Raw genomic sequence first — 18,609 nt, 5'->3', positions numbered from 1 at the left:
ATTCTATCATCGGAAAAATCGAACATCATACAATGGGAAAACTAATCGTATCTTTAAGTCCGCATGCCCACGGGACCGACAGTGTGGAGAAAAACATGTTTGGCGTAGTCATCGCCCTCATGCCTGCCATCCTCGTCTCGCTTGTCTACTTCGGACTCGGCTCCGCAGTCGTGCTGCTCACCAGTGTTGCCGCCTGCATGTTCTTTGAGTGGGCCATCACCAAATATATTCTGCGTCGGGAGCCGACCCTCACCGACGGTTCGGCCATCGTCACCGGTCTGCTTTTGGGCATGAATCTGCCCGGCAATCTGCCCTTGTGGATCATCATGCTCGGTGCGCTTTTCGCCATCGGGGTGGGCAAGATGACCTTCGGCGGACTGGGTTGCAATCCCTTCAACCCCGCTCTGGTGGGGCGCTGCATCCTGCTGGTGAGCTTCCCGGCACAGATGACTTCATGGCCCGTGGCCGGGCAGTGGAGCAGTTATCTCGACGCGCAGACCGGAGCCACGCCGCTGGCCATCATGAAAGAGGCCATCAAGACGGGCGACGCATCGGTGCTCGACCGCCTGCCATCGGCCACGCAGATGCTGCTCGGCACCAACCCCACGTTGGGTTTGGGCACTGTGGGCGAAATCTGTGCACTGGCCTTGCTGCTCGGCTTGGCCTACATGCTCTGGAAGCGGATCATCACTTGGCACATCCCCCTGTCCATCATCGGCACGGTGTTTGTCTTCTGCGGCCTGCTGCATCTGGCCAATCCTGTCTATGCCGACCCCTTCTCGGAGGTGATGAGCGGCGGCTTGATGCTGGGAGCCATCTTCATGGCCACCGACTATGTGACCTCACCCATGACAGCCCGTGGACAACTCATCTATGGTGTGGCCATCGGTCTCATCACCGTGGTCATCCGCAACTGGGGAAGCTACCCCGAGGGCATGTCGTTTGCCATTCTCATTATGAACGCCTTCACGCCGCTCATCAACACCTATGTCAAGCCCAAACGCTTCGGCGAGGTGCCGGCGAAGAACTGACCGCGGCGGAAAACGTGTAACTACAAAACTTCAATCAGCAAAATGGAAAAATTGAAATCAACATTGCCCAATATGGTTATCGTGCTGGTGGGTGTGGCCTTGGTCATGGGAGCCGTGCTGGCCTACGTGAACCACATCACCGAAGGCCCCATAGCAACCAAGGCGGAGAAGACGCTGGCTGCGGGCATCAAGAGCGTGATGGGCAGCGACAACCTCCAAGTGGCTGCACCTGAAGAGGCCGTGGAGACGGTCGACGGCAAGCAACTGGCCTTCGTCATCCATCGGTGCAGCGACCGGGCCGGCCGTTCGCTCGGGGCCGCCGTGGAGAGCACCACGGGCGGTTTTGGCGGCGACCTGAAGGTGCTGGTGGGCTTCGGCCCCAAAGGCGACATCCTCGGCTACACCATTCTTCAGGCTTCCGAAACCCCGGGACTGGGGGCCAAGGCCGACAAGTGGTTCCAGAAAGACGGCAAGGGCAGCATCATCGGCAAGTCGCCTGCCACGGGCGACCTGCATGTGAGCAAGGACGACAAGGGGGGCAATGCCGTGGATGCCATCACGGCCAGCACCATCACGAGCCGCGCCTTCCTCAAGGCGGTCAATCAGGCCTACGCCGTCTATGCCAAGAGACGCATCGACGGCAACAGCGGCGCTTCCAAAGTAAAGAAAGGATAAACAACGAACAGTTATGAGCAATTTCAAGATATTCCTCAATGGTCTTATCAAGGAGAATCCCACCTTTGTGCTCCTCCTTGGCATGTGTCCCACACTGGCCACCACCACCAGTGCCATCAACGGTCTGTCGATGGGACTGGCCACGATGGCCGTGCTTGTGTGTACCAACTTTGTCATCTCGTGCATCAAGCGTGTCACGCCCGACATGGTGCGCATTCCGGTTTTCATCGTGGTGATAGCCGCCTTCGTCACCATGCTTCAGATGTTCATGAGTGCCTACGCCCCCGACAGCATCAACAAGTCGCTGGGCATCTTCATCCCGTTGATCGTGGTCAACTGCATCATCTTGGGGCGTGCCGAGAGCTTTGCGGCCAAGAACACACCCGTGGCCAGTCTGTTCGACGGACTGGGCATCGGCCTCGGTTTCACCTGTGCCCTCACCCTGTTGGGCATGGTGCGCGAGCTGCTGGGGGCAGGCAGCATTTTCGGCATTGGTCTGTTGCCTGAGTCCACCAACATCCTGCTCTTTGTCCTGCCCCCGGGTGCTTTTGTCACCTTGGGCTATCTCATCGCCATATTTAATAAGGTGGCCAAGAAGTAAAGGCGGGCAGTCCGGCCCCGTTTCGCAGGGGCCGAATCCCTCATTCTTATCATTCAGAATCTCACAACATGGAATACTTATTGATATTTATTTCGGCCATTTTCGTCAACAACATCATTCTGAGCCAGTTTCTCGGAATCTGTCCGTTCCTCGGTGTCTCCAAAAAAGTGGACACCGCGATGGGCATGGGTGCTGCTGTGGCCTTCGTGCTGACACTGGCCACCATCGTGACATGGCTCGTGCAGACCTACGTGCTCAACCCCTTCGGCCTCGCGTACCTCCAGACGCTGGCCTTTATCCTCGTGATAGCCGCACTGGTGCAGATGGTGGAAATCATCTTGAAGAAGGTGAGCCCCGGCCTCTATCAGGCTTTGGGCATCTTCCTGCCGCTCATCACGACCAACTGCGCTGTGCTCGGTGTGGCCATCCTCGTGATTCAGAAAGACTTCAACCTGCTGCAAAGCGTGGTCTACGCCTTTTCCACGGCACTCGGTTTCGCGTTGGCCCTGATTGTCTTTGCCGGTCTGCGCGAACAGCAATCGCTGGTGAAGATACCCCGCGGTATGCAGGGCATGGCCATCGTGCTCGTCACAGCAGGCCTGCTCTCACTGGCCTTTATGGGCTTTTCGGGAGTCGACGGCGGACTGAAAACACTCTTTGGGCTTGACTGACGGAAGCCCTCTCCGGCCTATATGCGAACCTTTGGAAATTGCGAAGAGGCCTAAGCCTTTTTGGCACAGAGGCCGGGGGGCTTTTAAGCGTCTCCACAGGAGAAGGGGGCATAAGAGGCAAGGAAGGGCTTAGCCGATGTGCGGTAGAGAGACATTCCGGATGGAACGGATTGTTAAGCTATTTGTTCGTTTTCGGCCTCTGTGCTTGCGATATTTGCAACCGACAACCACTCGGCTGCAAATGAGCAAATTTTGGCGATGTTTCCAAAACACTGACAGTCAGCCATTTGAATTTTACAGACACGAATTTGATGCCGGAAACAGGCCTGAAAGGGCCCAAACGGTCTTGAAAAAGGGCCACAGTTGTGTCGCAACTGTGGCCCTTTTAGCTTTCAACTGTGGCTCTTTCGCAGACTCGAAGAGACTGAACGAGAAAATCGCAAGGCTTTTCCAGCGGTTTAAAGTCGGTTTTCCGTTCCGGTTGGAGATTTTTGGCGGACGCACTTTTGTCCATATTATTCACCGTCATCCGCGTTTTTCGGAGCCGCCTTTCACCGATCGTTGTCGGTGCGTGCCCAAGGTCCGTATTCGCCTCCCCGTCAGTTATCCACCGTTCCGCTTTTAAGGGCACAAAAAAGGAGCACACCGGTGCTCCTTTTGCTATTGTGAAAATACGGAATAACCGGGTGAACCTTATAACCAAATGGCTCCCGACTCGGTGTCGCCGGCGGTGTAATACACCTTGTGGTAATCCATCAGTGCCTCTTTCCAAGAGATGCCAAAGGCTTTCATGATGGCCTGCAAGAACTTGTTGCTACCTTCGCTCAAACTGTTTTCGGGTATCTTGTCGAAGTCCATGTTCTCATCCAGTTCGGCGATCTCGTCGGCCCGGCTGGCATAGACCACAACTGGAACGTTGATGTTGATGTCCCAAGTGCCACGCTGAATTTGCAGGGCCGAAGGTTTGTAGAACGGACTGAACGTGCCGCTCTTGGCGTCTTTCTTCCCTTGATAGCCATGATACAGACGTATTTTCAAGTCCATCGTCACCCGGTCTTTCAAGAATCTGATGGCACCTTTCAGGCCGATGGGGTTGGTCTTTCCGGTGAGTTGGGCCTTGCCACTGTGGAAGGTTTCGTTCCAAGGCGTGGTGTCCACATATTTATATTCTATGTAGTTGGTGGTCTCCGTGTCGGCCTCGGGCTGTTCGGTGAGCAACGACTTGATGTTGGTCACGGTGAAGAAGTGCTGGTGTATGGCATCCTGTCCGTTCTCAACAAACTGATTATTCATCAGTTCACCCTTGTTGTTGTAGTATTTGATGAACATCAGATAGATGGGAGCGGGGTTGGGGTCGCCCGGCTTGCCATAGTCTTCGGCCTTGATGACATAGAACTTGTCGCGACTGCCTTCGGCAAGCGTCCAACCTTTTCCGGGCTTCACCTCGTAGGTGATTTCCTGAATGCGCTTCAGATATTTGGCCTTACTCTCCGGATTCTGGTGAGGGCCTCCATTGGTCTCGATTTTGTTCCATGAGCCGTGCATGTGGCATTCTACGAGTTCGATGGTCACTTTGGCCGGGTCTTCATGCAGTTTTTTGTCGTTCTCGTTTACAGGCGTGTCCGGATCGTTGCTGCAAGCACTGAACGACACGGCAAACAACGCTGCGCAGAGCAGCGTCAAGGCTGATTTCAATACGTTTCTTTTCATTTTCATATTGGTTTAAATGGGTTATTGTGTGTATAGGAGTTAAAGGGAGTTAAGGAGTTAAAGGGAGTTAAGACAGCACCTTTTTTCCTTTGTGTTAGGAGTTAAAGGGAGTTGAGACAGCACCTTTTCCTTTATATTAGGAGTTAAAGAAATGACAACAATAGTCTGAATGACAGAGAATTGAGTAGGAGCCTTATAAGAGGAAAGACTATTGTCTTAACTCCCTTTCACTCCTTAACTCCCTTTAACTCCTAAAACAAAGCCCTCCTAAAACCTTCAGAAATACCATCCTACCGTGCAACGCACATCGCGCCCCATGTCGTGGGCATAGTAGCGGGAACGGTTGGTGTATTCTTTATACTCCTTGTTGAAGAGGTTGTCGGCGGCAAGCAGGAGACGGAGACGGCTGCCTTTCGCGACATTCCATTCGGCTCCGAGCTCGAAACCGAAAAGGCTGTAGGAGGGAGGCGTGAAGGGGATGAGGTCGCTGGCAGGATTGAAATGCCGCTGTTTGGCCACAAACCGGTGCTTCAGCTGCGCCCAGAGGCTGATGCCGCCCAGCCTGATGCCCTCCCAAGTGAGGTCGTGGTCGATGCGTGCCGAGGGGATGTAGGGCAGATAGGCGTCGGTCTTCCGTTCGTTGGCCCAGATGAAGGCCGACAGCAGGTGATATTCGAGATGCTCCACGGGCTTCACCCTCACGTCGAGATCCACACCGCGGAAGAAGGCATCGGTCTGCTTGTACTTGAAAAGCGGATACGAACCCGAGATGACGGTGATGTACTGGTGGGTGGGCTCGTCGTAGATGTAGCCATTGATCCATTGCAGGTAGGCATCAAGACGCACACTGACGAGGCGGCCCTTGTAGTTGGCCGAAGTGATCCACTTCGTGCTCTGCTCCGAGTGCATGGCCGAGTCGCCCATGACAAACATGCCCGAGCCGAGTTCGTTGCCGTTGCTGTAGAGCTCGTAGACATGGGGGGCGCGCCACGCCAGTCCGAGATTGGAGGTGAACTTCCACCGCTCCGAAGGCTGGTAGTTGGCCCCCAGGTCGTAGGAGAGGTTACTGAAGGTGTGATGCCCTCCGTAGCGGCGGCCCGTGTAGTCGTAACCGGCGGCCCGCGTCTCCTGATTGTCAAAGCGTATGCCGGCCTCGGCATTCCATGCCCCGAGGCGGTATTTCTGTATGGCGTAGGCCCCCAAGTCATATTCGGTGTAGTTGGGGATGAGCGGCACGACACCCGTACCCTCCTGATTCTTGTTGCGTATGTGCAGATAGGAGCCGCCCGCCTCGGTGTCCCACCGGCCGTAGGAGAGGTTCCACTTCAACAGGTTTTGAAACGAGGTGAGGTGCATACTCACGGCCGGAATGTCTGAGTGGTTCATACGCCTGATGCGGTTTTCCTTTCTGTCGTCGCTCTGGAAAGCCGTCTGCCAGAAGAAGTTGCCGTATCGGCCGGCATCGAGGTAGACCTTGCCGATGGCCGTGTGGTGGACGACTCGATGGAACGGGTAGCCTATGCTGCGCGTGAAGGGATCTATCACGATGGGCCTTCCGAGGGCGATGCGCTCCTTCAACAGGTCTTCGCTGCCCAACTGGGCGCTGAGCATGACACCCGTCTTCATGTTGTACATGCTGTAATAGCCCTCCACACGCAGGTTGTCGAACTTATAGCCGAACGTGGCCGCAAGGTCGTGCTCGCGGAAACCCGTGTTGTTGAGCAGGTAGTGGGCCGTCTTCCGGTCGCCGGAGTTGGCGTAGGTGCCTTGCAGCCGCCATGCCAACCGGCGGTCGAAAGGCATTGTGCCCTCAGCCTGCGCCACCACCGAATAGCGTTGTCCGTTGCTTCCGTAGAGGGTGTTGACGTGGCCTTCGGCCTTTGCCTGCCGGTAGGGGAGGGCCTTCTGTTCCATCACGATGATGCCACCCAAGGCCTCCGAACCGTATCTCACCGACTCGGCACCCTTCACCACCTCTATCGAACCGCTGCTGTTCTGGTCGATTTCGGGTGCGTGGTCGAGTCCCCATTGCTGTCCGGTCTGTCTCGCACCGTTGTTGACAATGAGGATGCGGTTGCCGTACATGCCGTTGATGACGGGTTTGGCCACCGATGTCCCGGTCTGTATGGAACTCACGCCGCTCACGTGCTCAAGAATGGAAGCCAGAGATTTGCCCATCGACCGGTCAATGATGGTTTCGGATATCCGGTTGCTCACGCTGTTGACGCTTGTCTCCCGGCGCTCGCCCGTCACCACGACTTCGCCGATGTTCTGTTCCTTGTCGAGCAGGAGTTTGCCCTTCTGTTTCTTTTTTGCGGCCCGCGCACTGTCGGCCGGTGCCGTCAACGCCTTGTCTGTGTGGTCTTTCACCGCCGTCTGCGCGGCCTTGGAAGGCACAGCAAGGGCAGACAACAGCAGACAGAAAGCCACATATACACAAGACATATATGTACTTCGTTTCATCTTGAAAATATGAATGCTGATATGGACTTCTGCACCTCCACAGCCGCCTGCACGCGGCAGGTGTGGACTCAAAGCACACCAATGCCGGCAAGAGGGCCACAAAAGAGGCTCTTGGAAGTCGGAAATAATCGGGAAAAAGTCAAATCTATGGAAAGATTCTCTATGCCACAGCAGGCGGAGAGTGACTGTTTACGGCATCAATATGGCGGTAGACAGTCTGCGAAATGAAAGTATATGGCGTGACGATGGTGAAACAGAGCAATGGATGAAAGTCGGCCATTGTCACCACGCCTGCCTTATGCAACGTGAAATCACAAATAAAACATGCCCCTTGCACGGTCTGCCCGTACCCATCGGTGGAAGCCGATGCCACGGCATTGTCCGGCACATGATGGAAGTGAGAATCTTTAATCACAAGCACAGACATGAATGTCACCAATAACATCCATGCCACGACCATTCTTTTATGCTTGTTTATGTTCATCTTCCGATAGCGTGTAAGGTTCCGCTTTCTCCGCATTGATTCATGCCGGAGGGCGAAATCACCGTATATTCATGCTACAAATGTATAATATTTATTTGACAATCATACATTTTCTCCGTTTATATTAGACTATTTTAACCATTCTTCCGACCTTCTTGGCGGCTGCCGTAAACGGGCACACCCGGCTTGTCCATACAGTCTCTCCGAACTTGCCGCCGCTCAAAACTCGAAACCTATGTTGATGTAGAAGTTGGGGCGATCGGCCTTGGAGGAATAACCCAGAGCGGCACCTACGGGACCGAACATCGTGCGGTAGTAGTAGCCGAGCTGATAGCCCATCATGGGGCCGTGGTCGAGCAGGTTGCGCAGGCGGTCGCCATGCTGCGCCGCAACGATTTTGAACAGCACGAAGTTGTTGGTTGTGAGCTGTGCCTGCACCTTGAGCCGGCAGGCAACAAACTGGTTGTCGGTGGCTTCGATGCGGCCGAGACCGGCAAAGGGCATCTGTTGTTCGAGATAGTGGCCGAACCACAGGCCTCCAATCATGTTGCGCCGCACATCGGGTATCTCGCTGCCGAAGAGCAGCCGGCCGTAGAGCATGGGCTGCAGGGTGAGCTGCTTGGTGATAGGGAAGCTCATGCGCCACAGTGCACTCAGTTCGCTGAAGCCCGCATGGCCGTTGTAGTGGGCGAGGTTGTCGGTGACGTATGCATATTCGGCTACAAACCGGGCACCGCGGGTGGGGAAGAGGCCGTTGTTCTCGGAGTCGTAATGCACGTTGGCATGGTAACTGAAGTAGTGGTCATCGGTGAGCGTGATGTCTCCGGGACTCATCTTGCGCGAAATGAGCAGCTGGGTGTAGTTGTAGTAGTCCCAGCGCACGGAGAGGTCGGCCACAAGATTGCGGATGTTGATGCCCGCGAGCGTCAGGTTGGCCCGGTGGTGGTTGTACACCACCTTGTAGTCGTTGTGCCCCACGTTGCAGATGTCGATGTCGTTGTGGCGGAAGGTGTAGCCCAGTTCCACTTTGGCCGACTTGTGCGGCATCCATGATGCCAGTGCGCCGGCCATCACGCGGCGGCCGAGGCGCAATGTGGCCGAAAAGTCCACGGGCAGGCGTGCCGACCGGTAGACACCGTTGAGTTGGAGGGCTACCATTTCCTCGGTGTCGAAGCGCACCCCTACGCTGCCCACCACCCGGTCGTGTGGCGGACGGGTGGCAGCCTCCTTCACGGCAAAGTCAACGGGCACCGTGGCCTCGGGCTTCGGACTCAGCCGTGCGGGCCGGTAGTCTTCCCCGATTCCGAGTTTCCGCTTCAGCGCAATAATCTCGTCCCAATGCTTCATGGCCTCCTCCTCGCCCCGGCGGATGAGGCTGTCGATGGCGGCCGGGGCGAAACCGGCGACACTGTAGCCCTCGGTGTTCACCCTGATGGCTATGTCGGTGATGGCAAGGTTGGCGGCATACTTGTTCTTGCAGTTGACATCGATGATTTGTCCCAATATCCCCGCCCCTGAAACGAGGTCGTCGGCGGTCTTCGGCGGGCTCTGCACGGTGACACCGATGATGTAGTCGGCCCCCATCGAACGGGCCACATCGGCGGGATAGTTGTTGCGCAGACCGCCGTCCACAAGCACCATGTCGCCTTTTCTGACCGGGGTGAAGGCACCCGGAATGGCCATACTTGCCCGCATGGCCTCGGCCAGCACACCGCTGTGGAAGTCATATTCGGTGTTGTCGACGATGTTGGTGGCCACGCAGGCAAAGGGGATGGGCAGGCGGTTGAAGTCGAGCGAGTCGGTGTAGCCCGTGGTCAGGCGGTTGAAGAGTTTGGCCAGATTGGTGCCGCGGATGATACCGCCGCGCTCCGAGAGATTCTTTTGTCCGGCTGTGTAGCTACGAGTGAGCAGGTAGGTGTTCTGCCGTTCGCGGTGGAAGAGATTTTGCGAGTAGTAGTGTTCCTTGTCAGTGAGGAGAAACATCCAGTCTTGCTTTCTCACGATAGAGTCCATTACGGCCGCATTCCAGCCGATGCTGTAGAGCCCCCCGATGATGCTGCCCATCGAAGTGCCTGCAATGAGGTCTATGGGGATGCCCGCCCGCTCCAACACCTTGAGCACACCGATGTGGGCCATGCCCTTGGCTCCGCCGCCGGCCAGCACGATGCCCACCCGCTTGCGCACGGCCGGAAGGCTGTCGGCCACTTCCGCCGAGTCGCCCACGGCCAACGTGTCTTGTCCGGCCACTTGTGCCCGGGTGCCCATCGTGACCGAAAGCAGCAGAAAGACTGTCATCGCGAAAAACTTCACGCATCCCATATTCCTTTTCATGGCCATAATCATCTGTTTCACTTTGCAAATATTGGAAAAATAATCGAGAAACGGGCATCACGCAGCGGAAAAGTGATGAGGAGGGTGGGGAGAACGGGTGGAAGGCACGAAAAAGGCCCGTGACACGCCTTCCATGTCACGGGCCGGAAAAGTTACCTCTTTACCAACTTTCTACCTTTTATGATATAGATGCCCTTGGGCAACCGCCTGAAGTCGCCCACTGTGCCTACCTGTCGGCCGGTGGTGTCGAATATGGGGGTGTCCGCAGCCGGCTGCTCACCGGCCTTCACATCGGCCACGTCCGTAGGGTCGTTGTCATAGTGGTTTATGGACAGTGTGGAAAGTCCGACACCGGCCGAAGGGTTGCGGAGGAAGTAGGCCCGGAAAGCATTGATGGGGCCGGCTGTCCGGACAAAGGCGTTGCCCTCGGAGTTGAGCCGGTAGACCTCGCCGAGGTCGGTGGTCGACAACACGCCACGGAAACCGTAGTCTTCGATGATTGTTCCCGGAGTGGCGTAGGCATCGATGAGCACATTGGTACCCACAAACTGCACCTCTCTGTCGGTGGTGGCGTTGGTGTTGCCATTGTGTTCTCCTGCCCATGCCACGATGTGGGGCGTGTTGGCCTGCATTCCGGTCACGTGCTTGAAGAGCAGCGAGTTGCCGGCATTCCCCATGTAGCGTTTCACCTGCAAGGCCTGCGGAGCGGCATTAGCCGACCGAGCCCAACTCACGGGCGTGCCGTTTCCGTTTTTGAGGCTGTTCACTTCAAAAGGCAGCACGATGGTGCTCCATCCCTTTTGCCCGTTGGCAGCGAGCCACCGTCGGCGCGTGTAGACCGCTTTGTCGGCATAGAAGGAACTACTGACGAAGAAATCGTAACCGTCGGTGAGCCTCAATTCGCTGATGTTGTAGCCCTTGACCACGTTGCACGCTTCCAACCCTGCAGGCACGGGCACATTGAGGTCAACAAGATAGACGGTGTTCGGATTGTCATTGGGATGCACCACGTTCACCCCGGCCACTCCGCGCATGTCGACGAAGGTGGCTTTGGCGGGTATGCTGATGGTGGGTGCCTGCCGCATCACCTGCACCAGCCCTTCTGCATTGAAGCAGGTCACACTGGGCACACAGGTGTAGACGGGACTCCATGCAAACTCCCGGCCATCGGCAAAGGTGATGCGCAGGATGTATTCACGTCCGGGTTCAAGGTCGGTGAAATGGAACCGGTGGGTCTCCCCATGCGTGTTGGCAGGCATGAAGACGGGGACATCTTTCATGCCGACCACCTCATTGACATCAAGCAGCAAAGCCACCTTGAACATACCTTGATAGTCGATGGAGTCGCGGTTGAGCAACTTGATGCTTGCCTCCATGATGCTGCCATAGAAGTGGCTTCCTTCCGAATTTGCCACGTGCAGGCCGGCGAAAGCCAATGTCCTCGGGTCTTCCGGAATAAGAGGAGGGTCGGGCTCCACTGGCGGCGAAGGCGGCTGCCCCGGATTCTCAGGATCTTCAATGGGATCGTTGCCCTCGCCCACACTTATGCCACCCGAACAGAAGGGGTCTTTGCCCTCCTTGTCAAGTGAAAGCCAATAATTCCACATCCCCTCAGCGTTGGGCACGAAATAGAACAAGCCCTCCGAAAGACCGTTTTTGGCAAAAGTGACGGCTGTGCAACTCCGTGGTTTCCCCTTGTCGGGCGTGCGGCTGGCAAAGAAGTAAACGGGCTGGTAGCTTTCGTTGCCTTTGTGGTCGAAGGTCACCTTGACATTTTGCGGCCAATCGGGCTTCATATTGGCAGGGAAATCAACTTGTACGACGGTGATGTCGTTGAGTTCGCTCATCTGCCTCATCTGCATTGTCCCGTCGCCGGCCACCGTCACTTCGGTGTAGTTTTCCTGCGGATTCACGACATTGGGATAAAACCTTGTGGTGCCCATGAGCCGGGAGATGGGAATCACGCGATGCACTCCGGGTTTCGACGAGAGGGCGTCTACCGAGAAGTCCCATGCCCAAAAGCCCTTGGTGGCACCCACGCCCTTGTGCGAATAGGTGTACACGGGTGTGATGAAGCCGTCTTGGGCTATCGTCCCCAGTCCGAACTCCACGTCGATGGAGGTAGAGGTGGCATTCCAATAGTCGTAGCTGATGGTCTTTTCCGCCTCTTTGAAGGTGAAGAAATGACTCCTCATCACGTTGGTCTCGTCGATGTGGAAAGGCACTCCGTCGGGCGGCTGGATGCCTATGATGACATTTTGGTTGAGCGAATAGCCGTCGCTTGTGGGACTGGCTCCGGCTCCCGTGTTGTCGCCGGGGTTGAGCACCGACAGCACGTAGTTGCCGTCGGCATTGCCGCCCCATCCCCAATTCACGTGGAAAAGTCCGTCGGCCGTGTATCCGTCGATCACCATCGCATGACCGCCTCCGGTGTTGGAGGCCGCCATGAACACCGGACGGCCGGCTGCCAGTTCGGCACAGATGGTGTCGGTGAACTCCCGTCGGGTGGTGCGGCTGCGATAAACTACGCGCACGCCGTCGTCATATCCGAAGTGATACTTCAATGCGTCGGTCACATTCCCTGTGCCTCCGGCATTTGAGATGCGGCCCCAGCGCATACCCACGGCCTGTCCCACACATCGCATGAGGGTGGCCACAGCCTCGTTTTGCGCCTGTGATGTGACCCCTTCCTCATGGTTGGCAACCATCTTGTCCCAGGCTAAGGGTGTGCCTTGCCCGATGGCGGGCACCGAAACGCTCTTCACGCCGTCTACGGTGACATATTTGCAGCTCAGGGCAGGGATGTCCGTGAGTGTGGCTTCCGGGTGTCTGTGATGCTTCATGATCTGTGCCACGGCCGTGGCCACGCAACCTGTCACGCTGCGCAGCTGTTCGCCCTCATACGTGAAGTAGTTGGGACACAGGTCGTTATAGGGGGCATACTGGTTCCACTCCATTTTCAGCAGTGGCTCCACTGCATTTGGAAGTCCGGCCCGGATGGGGCGGGAGGGGGCTTGCGCCACTGTCGGCTTTGTGCCTTGGGCGTCGAGACGCTCCATTTCGTCGATGTAGCCTTGCAGGAAGGCCCGCGCATTTTGGGGCAGTCTGTCTTCCCTGAACGAGCCTTTGTCGGCGTAGCCCAGTATCGGTGTGGTGCGGTCGTCGGCCGAAACCACGACGAAGCCGTCGCCGGAAGCGGCATTGAATACATAATAAAAAGTTTTCCGCGTGTTACGGTTGCTTTGTCTTCTTATGGCCTTATGGGGCTGTTGTCGGCTTTCCACGCTCTTGCCGCGTGCAGCCATGAAGTTTTCCGCAATCTTTTTCGCCTTCTGTTGGTTGATCTCTCCGGCGAACGCCGTAACGGAAAAAAACAGCGGTAGTAGCGAATACAGAATGTGTCTCATGTTGTAAATGACTATTAGTCTGTTCTGTTAAACTTTGAGTTTCATTTCGTCGGCTGTGGCAACTTGCCTGCGGGATGCTCCCACACATTGCTGCTCGCTTGCAGCTCGTGCCATCACGCCATGTTGCAAATATAAATAAAAAAGTCGAAACCGCAATGCGTCAAGGGCTTAAAATGATGCCTCGGATGGAAAAGTTTTACAGTATTTTACATTCCTGACGGCTGAAAGCTGTCACGGTGAGGATTTAGCCGTGGGTCGGGCATCAGACGATGAAGTGCGGATGCTCCTCATCGCCGAAAGCTTCCGTGAAAGCGAAGCCTTCATATTCGAATGCCTTCAATGCTTCAGGCGATTGCAGTCCGCCGGCAATGATGAAGCGCGTCATGGCTCCCCGGCAACTTTTGGAGTAGACGGTGACATTCTTGAGTTTGCCGTTTTTAATGACGAAGAACTGCGGTTGAACGATGCGCACTTCGCGGCGCACCCGTTTCCAGTCGAACAGATGCTCCATTTCTTCGGTGGCGAGGTGTACGAGCACGCCGTCGTCGGCCTTCACACGCCCGATGAACAAGTCGGTGAGCCTGTTTTTCCAGTAGCCGAACATGTTGAGGCCGCCTGCCTGTTCGAGCGTCACTTTGCCTTCCAGCCGATAGGGATGTATGCTGTCGAGCGGGCGCAGCAGACCGTAGAGGAAGGAGGCGATCCATAGATGGTCTTGTGCGAAACGGAACATCGCCTCGTCAAAACTCCCGGCTTGCAGACATTTATAGGCTTGGCCGTAATAGCCGAGCACAGCGGGCAACTGTCCGCCCTCATCGAAAAACTGCAAATAGCGTTTTTTCGTCTCTTTGGCCAGTGTCTCGCTGCAATGCAGGGCGGCCGCCAGTTCTTCCACGGTCCAGCCGCTCAGTTCGGCGGCGAAGCGGCCGGCATCGTCGGCGAAGTGCGGCCGGGTGACGAAAGGAGTCGCCACCGGCGTACTGTCATTCATGATTTTGGCACATGCCAGAAGTATTTGCATCTTCCTGTCGTGTTGAAGTTTCGTTCCACCTTTTTATATATAAAGCTTCTGTGTGAGGCGGATTCTACGTGCAAAATTACGTTTTTTCTTCTGAATATGCAAGCATTCTTTCTGCCTATCGCGCCAATCCTTCTGCATCATCCGGCTCATCAGCATTTCGTTTTTCGCAAGAGGGCGATGTCGTTTGTCGGTTTTATGTTTTGTGCGAGACCCTTGCACCATCTGTGCATGGGCCTTGCACAAGTGGTGCAAAGTCTTCGCGCGATGCGTGCAACAGCCATGCACCATTCCCGGTGTTGGCGGTTGGGCGAACGACTTTGCAGCAAACGGATTGGAAACCGGCGCCTCCGGAGATGGATTCTCACCGGCATTATCGGGCGAACATGCCTACGGCAAAATTCGCCAATGATGGAACAAGCACTTGTGCAAGGGGCAAATGATTGGTAAGCCGCCACTTCTTTTTCTGTATTTCCGGCTATACAGCTAACGCGCCTTATGATAAATAGCAGACGAGAGGGAATGAAGACAATCCCCCACATAGGTTTGCAGGCGCACCGGTCATGCCCCAAGGGCCTCGATGAAGTCGCGATGAAAGGTCGAGAAGAGCGTGAGTATTTCGCGGCGATCGGCCTCCGCCAGTGCCCAAAGACTGCTGCCGGCATCGTTCGGGAAGTTGTCGTCGGCATCGTCTTGATAACTGTTTGGCGGCGTGACAATGCTGCTGCCGGCATCACTGCGATGATTGGCAATGCGTTTCACGCAGCGGGCTATCTTGCGTTTGTTGTTGCGTGCCTGAAGCCGGTCGCCCTGTATCGGCTTCATGGCAGAATATGAACATGCCGTGAGTTTGTGCATGAAACGCTCGAAACGGTTGTAAAGCAAGGCCTGGCGCATCATCTTCTCCGGATTGTCGTCAAGATCGGCCATGTCGAGCAGTCCGTCAAGATGCTCAAAACTCCAGTCGGCCTCCTTCAACCAAAACCATTGGAATCCGAGATGCGCCTCCAACTGCATGAGCTGTTTCAGCAAGTCGTTTTCACCTTCGGATTCTTCGGCCGTGAGCCGACCGAACGCATAGCGCACCAAGGCTGTGGGCTCGCATTCGGGAACAGGTTCGCTTGCCGGCAGACTGCCCGCCAGTGAGATGCGCCAACGGTTGTTCCGGTTTTTCACCAAGGCCGTGTGTGCCCCCATGAGCAGTTGGCTGAGCGGTCCTTCAGCCCCGATTTCATCAACTACGGCCAACTTGTTGCGCAGATCGCGCACGGCCAACCGCCCATTCTCGCGCTGCACACAGAGATAGTTGAGCCGCCCGTCGTCGAGCAACACGGAAAAGCGGTCGTTGGCCTCGCTGCCGGTAAAGGCGTAGGTGTAGCGCGTCACATCGTCGTAAGGCACTTCCATTTCGCCGGAAACAGCGTTGCCATCGGCGTTGCGGAGCGAAAAACCGGCAAACGGAATCTTCTGCGTCAGGGTGAACGGATGCCCGTCGTATGGTGTAAGACGGCAGCGGATACCCTTTTCGGCCTCGAAATCTTCCTTGCGAAAGAGATACCCCTCGTCGGTGACGGTGGCTTTTTCCACCTCCACTTCGCCGTAAGGCCAGCTGATATTGAATACCGTAGCATCGTCGGTTTGATTCACCAGCCGGATGAATTCGGCCGGCGGCATGCCCAGGTTGACCACTCTGACAGGCTCCACCTCCTCATCGCTGTCGCCAAGTGCCTGCACGAGCATCTCGCCCACCATGGCACCGTCTTCCCATTCTTCGGCATCGGGGGCCTTGAATACGACGAAAGTGAGTTTCACCGGTCTGCGCCCGCCGTCTTCCCGGCAAAGGAAGAAAGTCGTTTCGCCCGGCAAGAACACCGGTGTGGTCAAAAACTGGTTGCTGCAAAGTGGACTGTAGCCGACTTCTGTCCACGCAGAAGATGTGTGTGTTGTGTTATCCTTGTTAGCTGTCATTGTATAAAGTAGTTTGTGTTCGCCCGAGGCGAAAAAAGTGATGCAAAGGTAACAAAAAAACAGCGAACACAAAAGAAGGCGGAAGACTTTTTGTTGTCTTCCGCCTGTAACTTTTTTCCGACTTCTTTTGTCGGATGCCATTACCTATTAGGCTGGCCTTTTGTCAATTTTAGGTTGACCTTCAACAGGTTCCTATTTCTGTGGGCTAAGATAGTGTTTTTACCGATACGCTCCAAACATTCCGGCCATTATTTTTCGATTTTAACATTGTTGGCGAACACAGCTTGGGCTGTAGAGTGACCGGTGTCGGGTGTCAGACATTGGCGGAACCATAAAAGAAAACGGGCGATTTTCCTTTCGGAGAATCGCCCGTTGCATTCTATTACAATTTGTCGGATAGTTCTTGGCATCCACCATCTAACGGTTATCGCCTGACACCTTGCGCTTATCCCACCTCGATGCGTCTGCCGATCTTGGCTTGTTCCTTGACAATCTTAGGCATTTCGATGGTCAGCACACCGTTGTCCACTTTGGCCGAGATATGCTCCTTGTCCACATTGTCGGGCAGCGTGTAGGCTTGCTGGTAGTTGGTGTAGGAAAACTCGCGGCGCAGGTAATGCTCCTTTTTGTTCTCCTCCTTATGCTCCAATTTGTTCTCGATGGCGAGTTCCAGTTCGCCGTCGTCATTGATGGCTATGCGGCAAAACTCTTTCTTGATTCCGGGCACTGCAACTTCCATTGTATAAGCCTTTTCATCTTCCTTCACGTTGACTGCCGGTGCCGTGGCGTTCATGCGTCCCAAAGCGCGGGTGTCAAAGAAATCGTTAAACGCATTGTCCAACCAATCATTTGTTTTTAATACAGGAAACAACATAACTTTTACCTCCTAATTATCTTTTAGTTCTTTGTTTATCCTTGAGTTCTTTGGTCTCCTTTCGAAGCATCGGACCCACTAAGAAGTGGAGCAAGTTTTGTGCCCGTTCCGAGTACTTGACGTTTGGCAGTGAAAGACTGTCTAAACGGCAGCAAATGTAAAATAAATTAAGAGTTGGTGACAGTTTTTCTGCCAATTAGTCGTTGTCCCGGTGGTCTCCGACCGCAGCCGGCCACGCTACCCTACTTCGAGCCTTGTGACACCTTGAAAAGTGTGCCCGTGGGGCAAACGAAACGGCAATAGGGGCGCGGCACAAACACGGAGAGCACCAACACCACCGCAGCCATGGCCAGCACCGCCACCGCAGCCGTGCCCACGATGAAGGCCGAGAATATCTCATAGTTGGTCCAGTCGGCCCACAGCCCCGTAAGCATGAGCAGCATGAGGACGCCCCAGAGCACCTGCCGGAAGCGGTTGAGTCGCGCTGTGGCTGTCTTCGACATCTTCCACCTCTTTGCGGGCACCTTGCCGGCCAGTTCCTGCATTGCCCCGCAAGGGCAGATGTGCGTGCAATAGTAGTTTTTCTTGCCGAAAAGGGGATAGACGAATGCCGTGACGAGCATCACCACGGGGATGAGCGACACCCAAAGGTCGATGCCGCCAGAGAGATATCCGAGCACGAGCGAATAGGAAATGAACGTGCCGCACCAAAAACCGAGCACCGCCGCATTGAGCACCTGCTGCACCAGCCGGTAACGCTTGTTGCGCACGAAGAGCGGCACGATGGCCCCCATGAGCACCACCGCCAGTCCGGCAAGCGTCTTGGCCGAGAGGTCGAGTTTGTCGAGCAGCGACGGCTCCACGGCATTGCGGGCCGCATATTGCAGTCCGCGCCGCACATTACCTATAATCGCACGTGAGGAGAAGGTGGCCCCGCTCACACCGTCGACCTTCATCGCTTGCGCCTGCTCGATGGTCTTGCCGTTCCAGCGGGTGAGCAACGCAGCCGCCTCGTTGAAGAAATCGGGCGTCTCGGAGTTTTTCAAAGCCTTCACTCCGGCCACTTTTCCGCCTTTGAGGTATATCTCCAGTGGCACATTGCCACCATAGCCGTTGATGTCTTTAGCCAGATAGGTGGTGTTTATCACCACTGTTCCGTCGGCTGTCTTGCGCATGGTGTCGGGTTCCTGCCGCACTGTGGTTTCCTGCTTGTCGGCTGCCAACCGGTGTCCGGCCACTTTGCCGTCGCGCCGGATGGCCGCTGCCACCATCACCGCAGCGCAGAGGAGGAGCATCAGCAGCTGTTTCTTCTTGTCTGTCTTCATTCCTTCCCTGTTATCCTTTAGTTGATGAAATCCTCTTATCCATCTGTTTAT

At 55.6% G+C, this 18,609-nt stretch carries 13 protein-coding genes; 4 read left to right on the top strand and 9 right to left on the bottom strand.

The features are described 5' to 3' along the window. Positions 1-32 precede the first annotated feature (32 nt). The 4 genes from HMPREF6485_RS12950 to rsxA all read left to right on the top strand — a co-directional run bounded on the left by HMPREF6485_RS12950 (position 33) and on the right by rsxA (position 2,978). On the top strand, positions 33-1,031 hold the full coding sequence (locus tag HMPREF6485_RS12950; RefSeq protein ID WP_004343415.1) for an RnfABCDGE type electron transport complex subunit D: 999 nt from the start codon (positions 33-35) through the stop codon (positions 1,029-1,031). Positions 1,032-1,073: 42 nt separating this feature from the next. Next, positions 1,074-1,706 carry an RnfABCDGE type electron transport complex subunit G gene (locus tag HMPREF6485_RS12945; protein WP_004343416.1) on the top strand — a complete coding sequence of 211 codons (633 nt, stop codon included), beginning with the start codon at positions 1,074-1,076 and terminating at the stop codon, positions 1,704-1,706. Positions 1,707-1,719: 13 nt separating this feature from the next. Further along, on the top strand, positions 1,720-2,307 hold the full coding sequence (gene rsxE / locus HMPREF6485_RS12940) for an electron transport complex subunit RsxE (RefSeq protein WP_004343417.1): 588 nt from the start codon (positions 1,720-1,722) through the stop codon (positions 2,305-2,307). 68 nt (positions 2,308-2,375) lie between these two features. Further along, the gene (rsxA, locus tag HMPREF6485_RS12935) at positions 2,376-2,978 is read left to right on the top strand and encodes an electron transport complex subunit RsxA (RefSeq protein ID WP_004343418.1); all 603 of its coding nucleotides are present in this window, start codon (positions 2,376-2,378) and stop codon (positions 2,976-2,978) included. A 693-nt stretch (positions 2,979-3,671) separates the two neighbouring features. Here rsxA and HMPREF6485_RS12925 read toward each other — a convergent pair. The 9 genes from HMPREF6485_RS12925 to HMPREF6485_RS12880 all read right to left on the bottom strand — a co-directional run bounded on the left by HMPREF6485_RS12925 (position 3,672) and on the right by HMPREF6485_RS12880 (position 18,558). After that, on the bottom strand, positions 3,672-4,688 hold the full coding sequence (locus HMPREF6485_RS12925) for a hypothetical protein (protein ID WP_044126467.1): 1,017 nt from the start codon (positions 4,686-4,688) through the stop codon (positions 3,672-3,674). Between the two features lie 276 nt (positions 4,689-4,964). Further along, positions 4,965-7,133, bottom strand: a complete 2,169-nt coding sequence (locus HMPREF6485_RS12920) for a TonB-dependent receptor (protein WP_004347100.1) — start codon at positions 7,131-7,133, stop codon at positions 4,965-4,967. A gap of 178 nt (positions 7,134-7,311) precedes the next feature. Beyond that, positions 7,312-7,635, bottom strand: coding sequence for a hypothetical protein (locus HMPREF6485_RS12915; RefSeq protein WP_231294368.1), 324 nt, complete (start codon positions 7,633-7,635; stop codon positions 7,312-7,314). A gap of 219 nt (positions 7,636-7,854) precedes the next feature. Beyond that, positions 7,855-9,972 carry a patatin-like phospholipase family protein gene (locus HMPREF6485_RS12910; RefSeq protein ID WP_155814446.1) on the bottom strand — a complete coding sequence of 706 codons (2,118 nt, stop codon included), beginning with the start codon at positions 9,970-9,972 and terminating at the stop codon, positions 7,855-7,857. Positions 9,973-10,118: 146 nt separating this feature from the next. Continuing rightward, positions 10,119-13,373, bottom strand: coding sequence for a C10 family peptidase (locus HMPREF6485_RS12905; protein WP_004347093.1), 3,255 nt, complete (start codon positions 13,371-13,373; stop codon positions 10,119-10,121). A gap of 262 nt (positions 13,374-13,635) precedes the next feature. Further along, a complete protein-coding gene (locus tag HMPREF6485_RS12900; RefSeq protein ID WP_004347090.1) occupies positions 13,636-14,394 on the bottom strand; it encodes a YaaA family protein in 759 nt (252 codons plus the stop codon). A 558-nt stretch (positions 14,395-14,952) separates the two neighbouring features. Then, positions 14,953-16,359 carry a hypothetical protein gene (locus HMPREF6485_RS12890; protein ID WP_044126144.1) on the bottom strand — a complete coding sequence of 469 codons (1,407 nt, stop codon included), beginning with the start codon at positions 16,357-16,359 and terminating at the stop codon, positions 14,953-14,955. A 445-nt stretch (positions 16,360-16,804) separates the two neighbouring features. Next, complete coding sequence (locus tag HMPREF6485_RS12885; RefSeq protein ID WP_004343077.1) at positions 16,805-17,233, bottom strand: Hsp20/alpha crystallin family protein; 429 nt, start codon at positions 17,231-17,233, stop codon at positions 16,805-16,807. A 242-nt stretch (positions 17,234-17,475) separates the two neighbouring features. Continuing rightward, positions 17,476-18,558, bottom strand: a complete 1,083-nt coding sequence (locus HMPREF6485_RS12880; RefSeq protein ID WP_004347082.1) for an FMN-binding protein — start codon at positions 18,556-18,558, stop codon at positions 17,476-17,478. Between the last annotated feature and the right edge of the window lie 51 nt (positions 18,559-18,609).

This window comes from Segatella buccae ATCC 33574 (genome assembly GCF_000184945.1).
GTDB classification, from domain to species: domain Bacteria; phylum Bacteroidota; class Bacteroidia; order Bacteroidales; family Bacteroidaceae; genus Prevotella; species Prevotella buccae.
The sequence above is the reverse complement of the archived record's forward strand: the minus strand, read 5'-3'. Positions and strand labels throughout refer to the sequence as shown.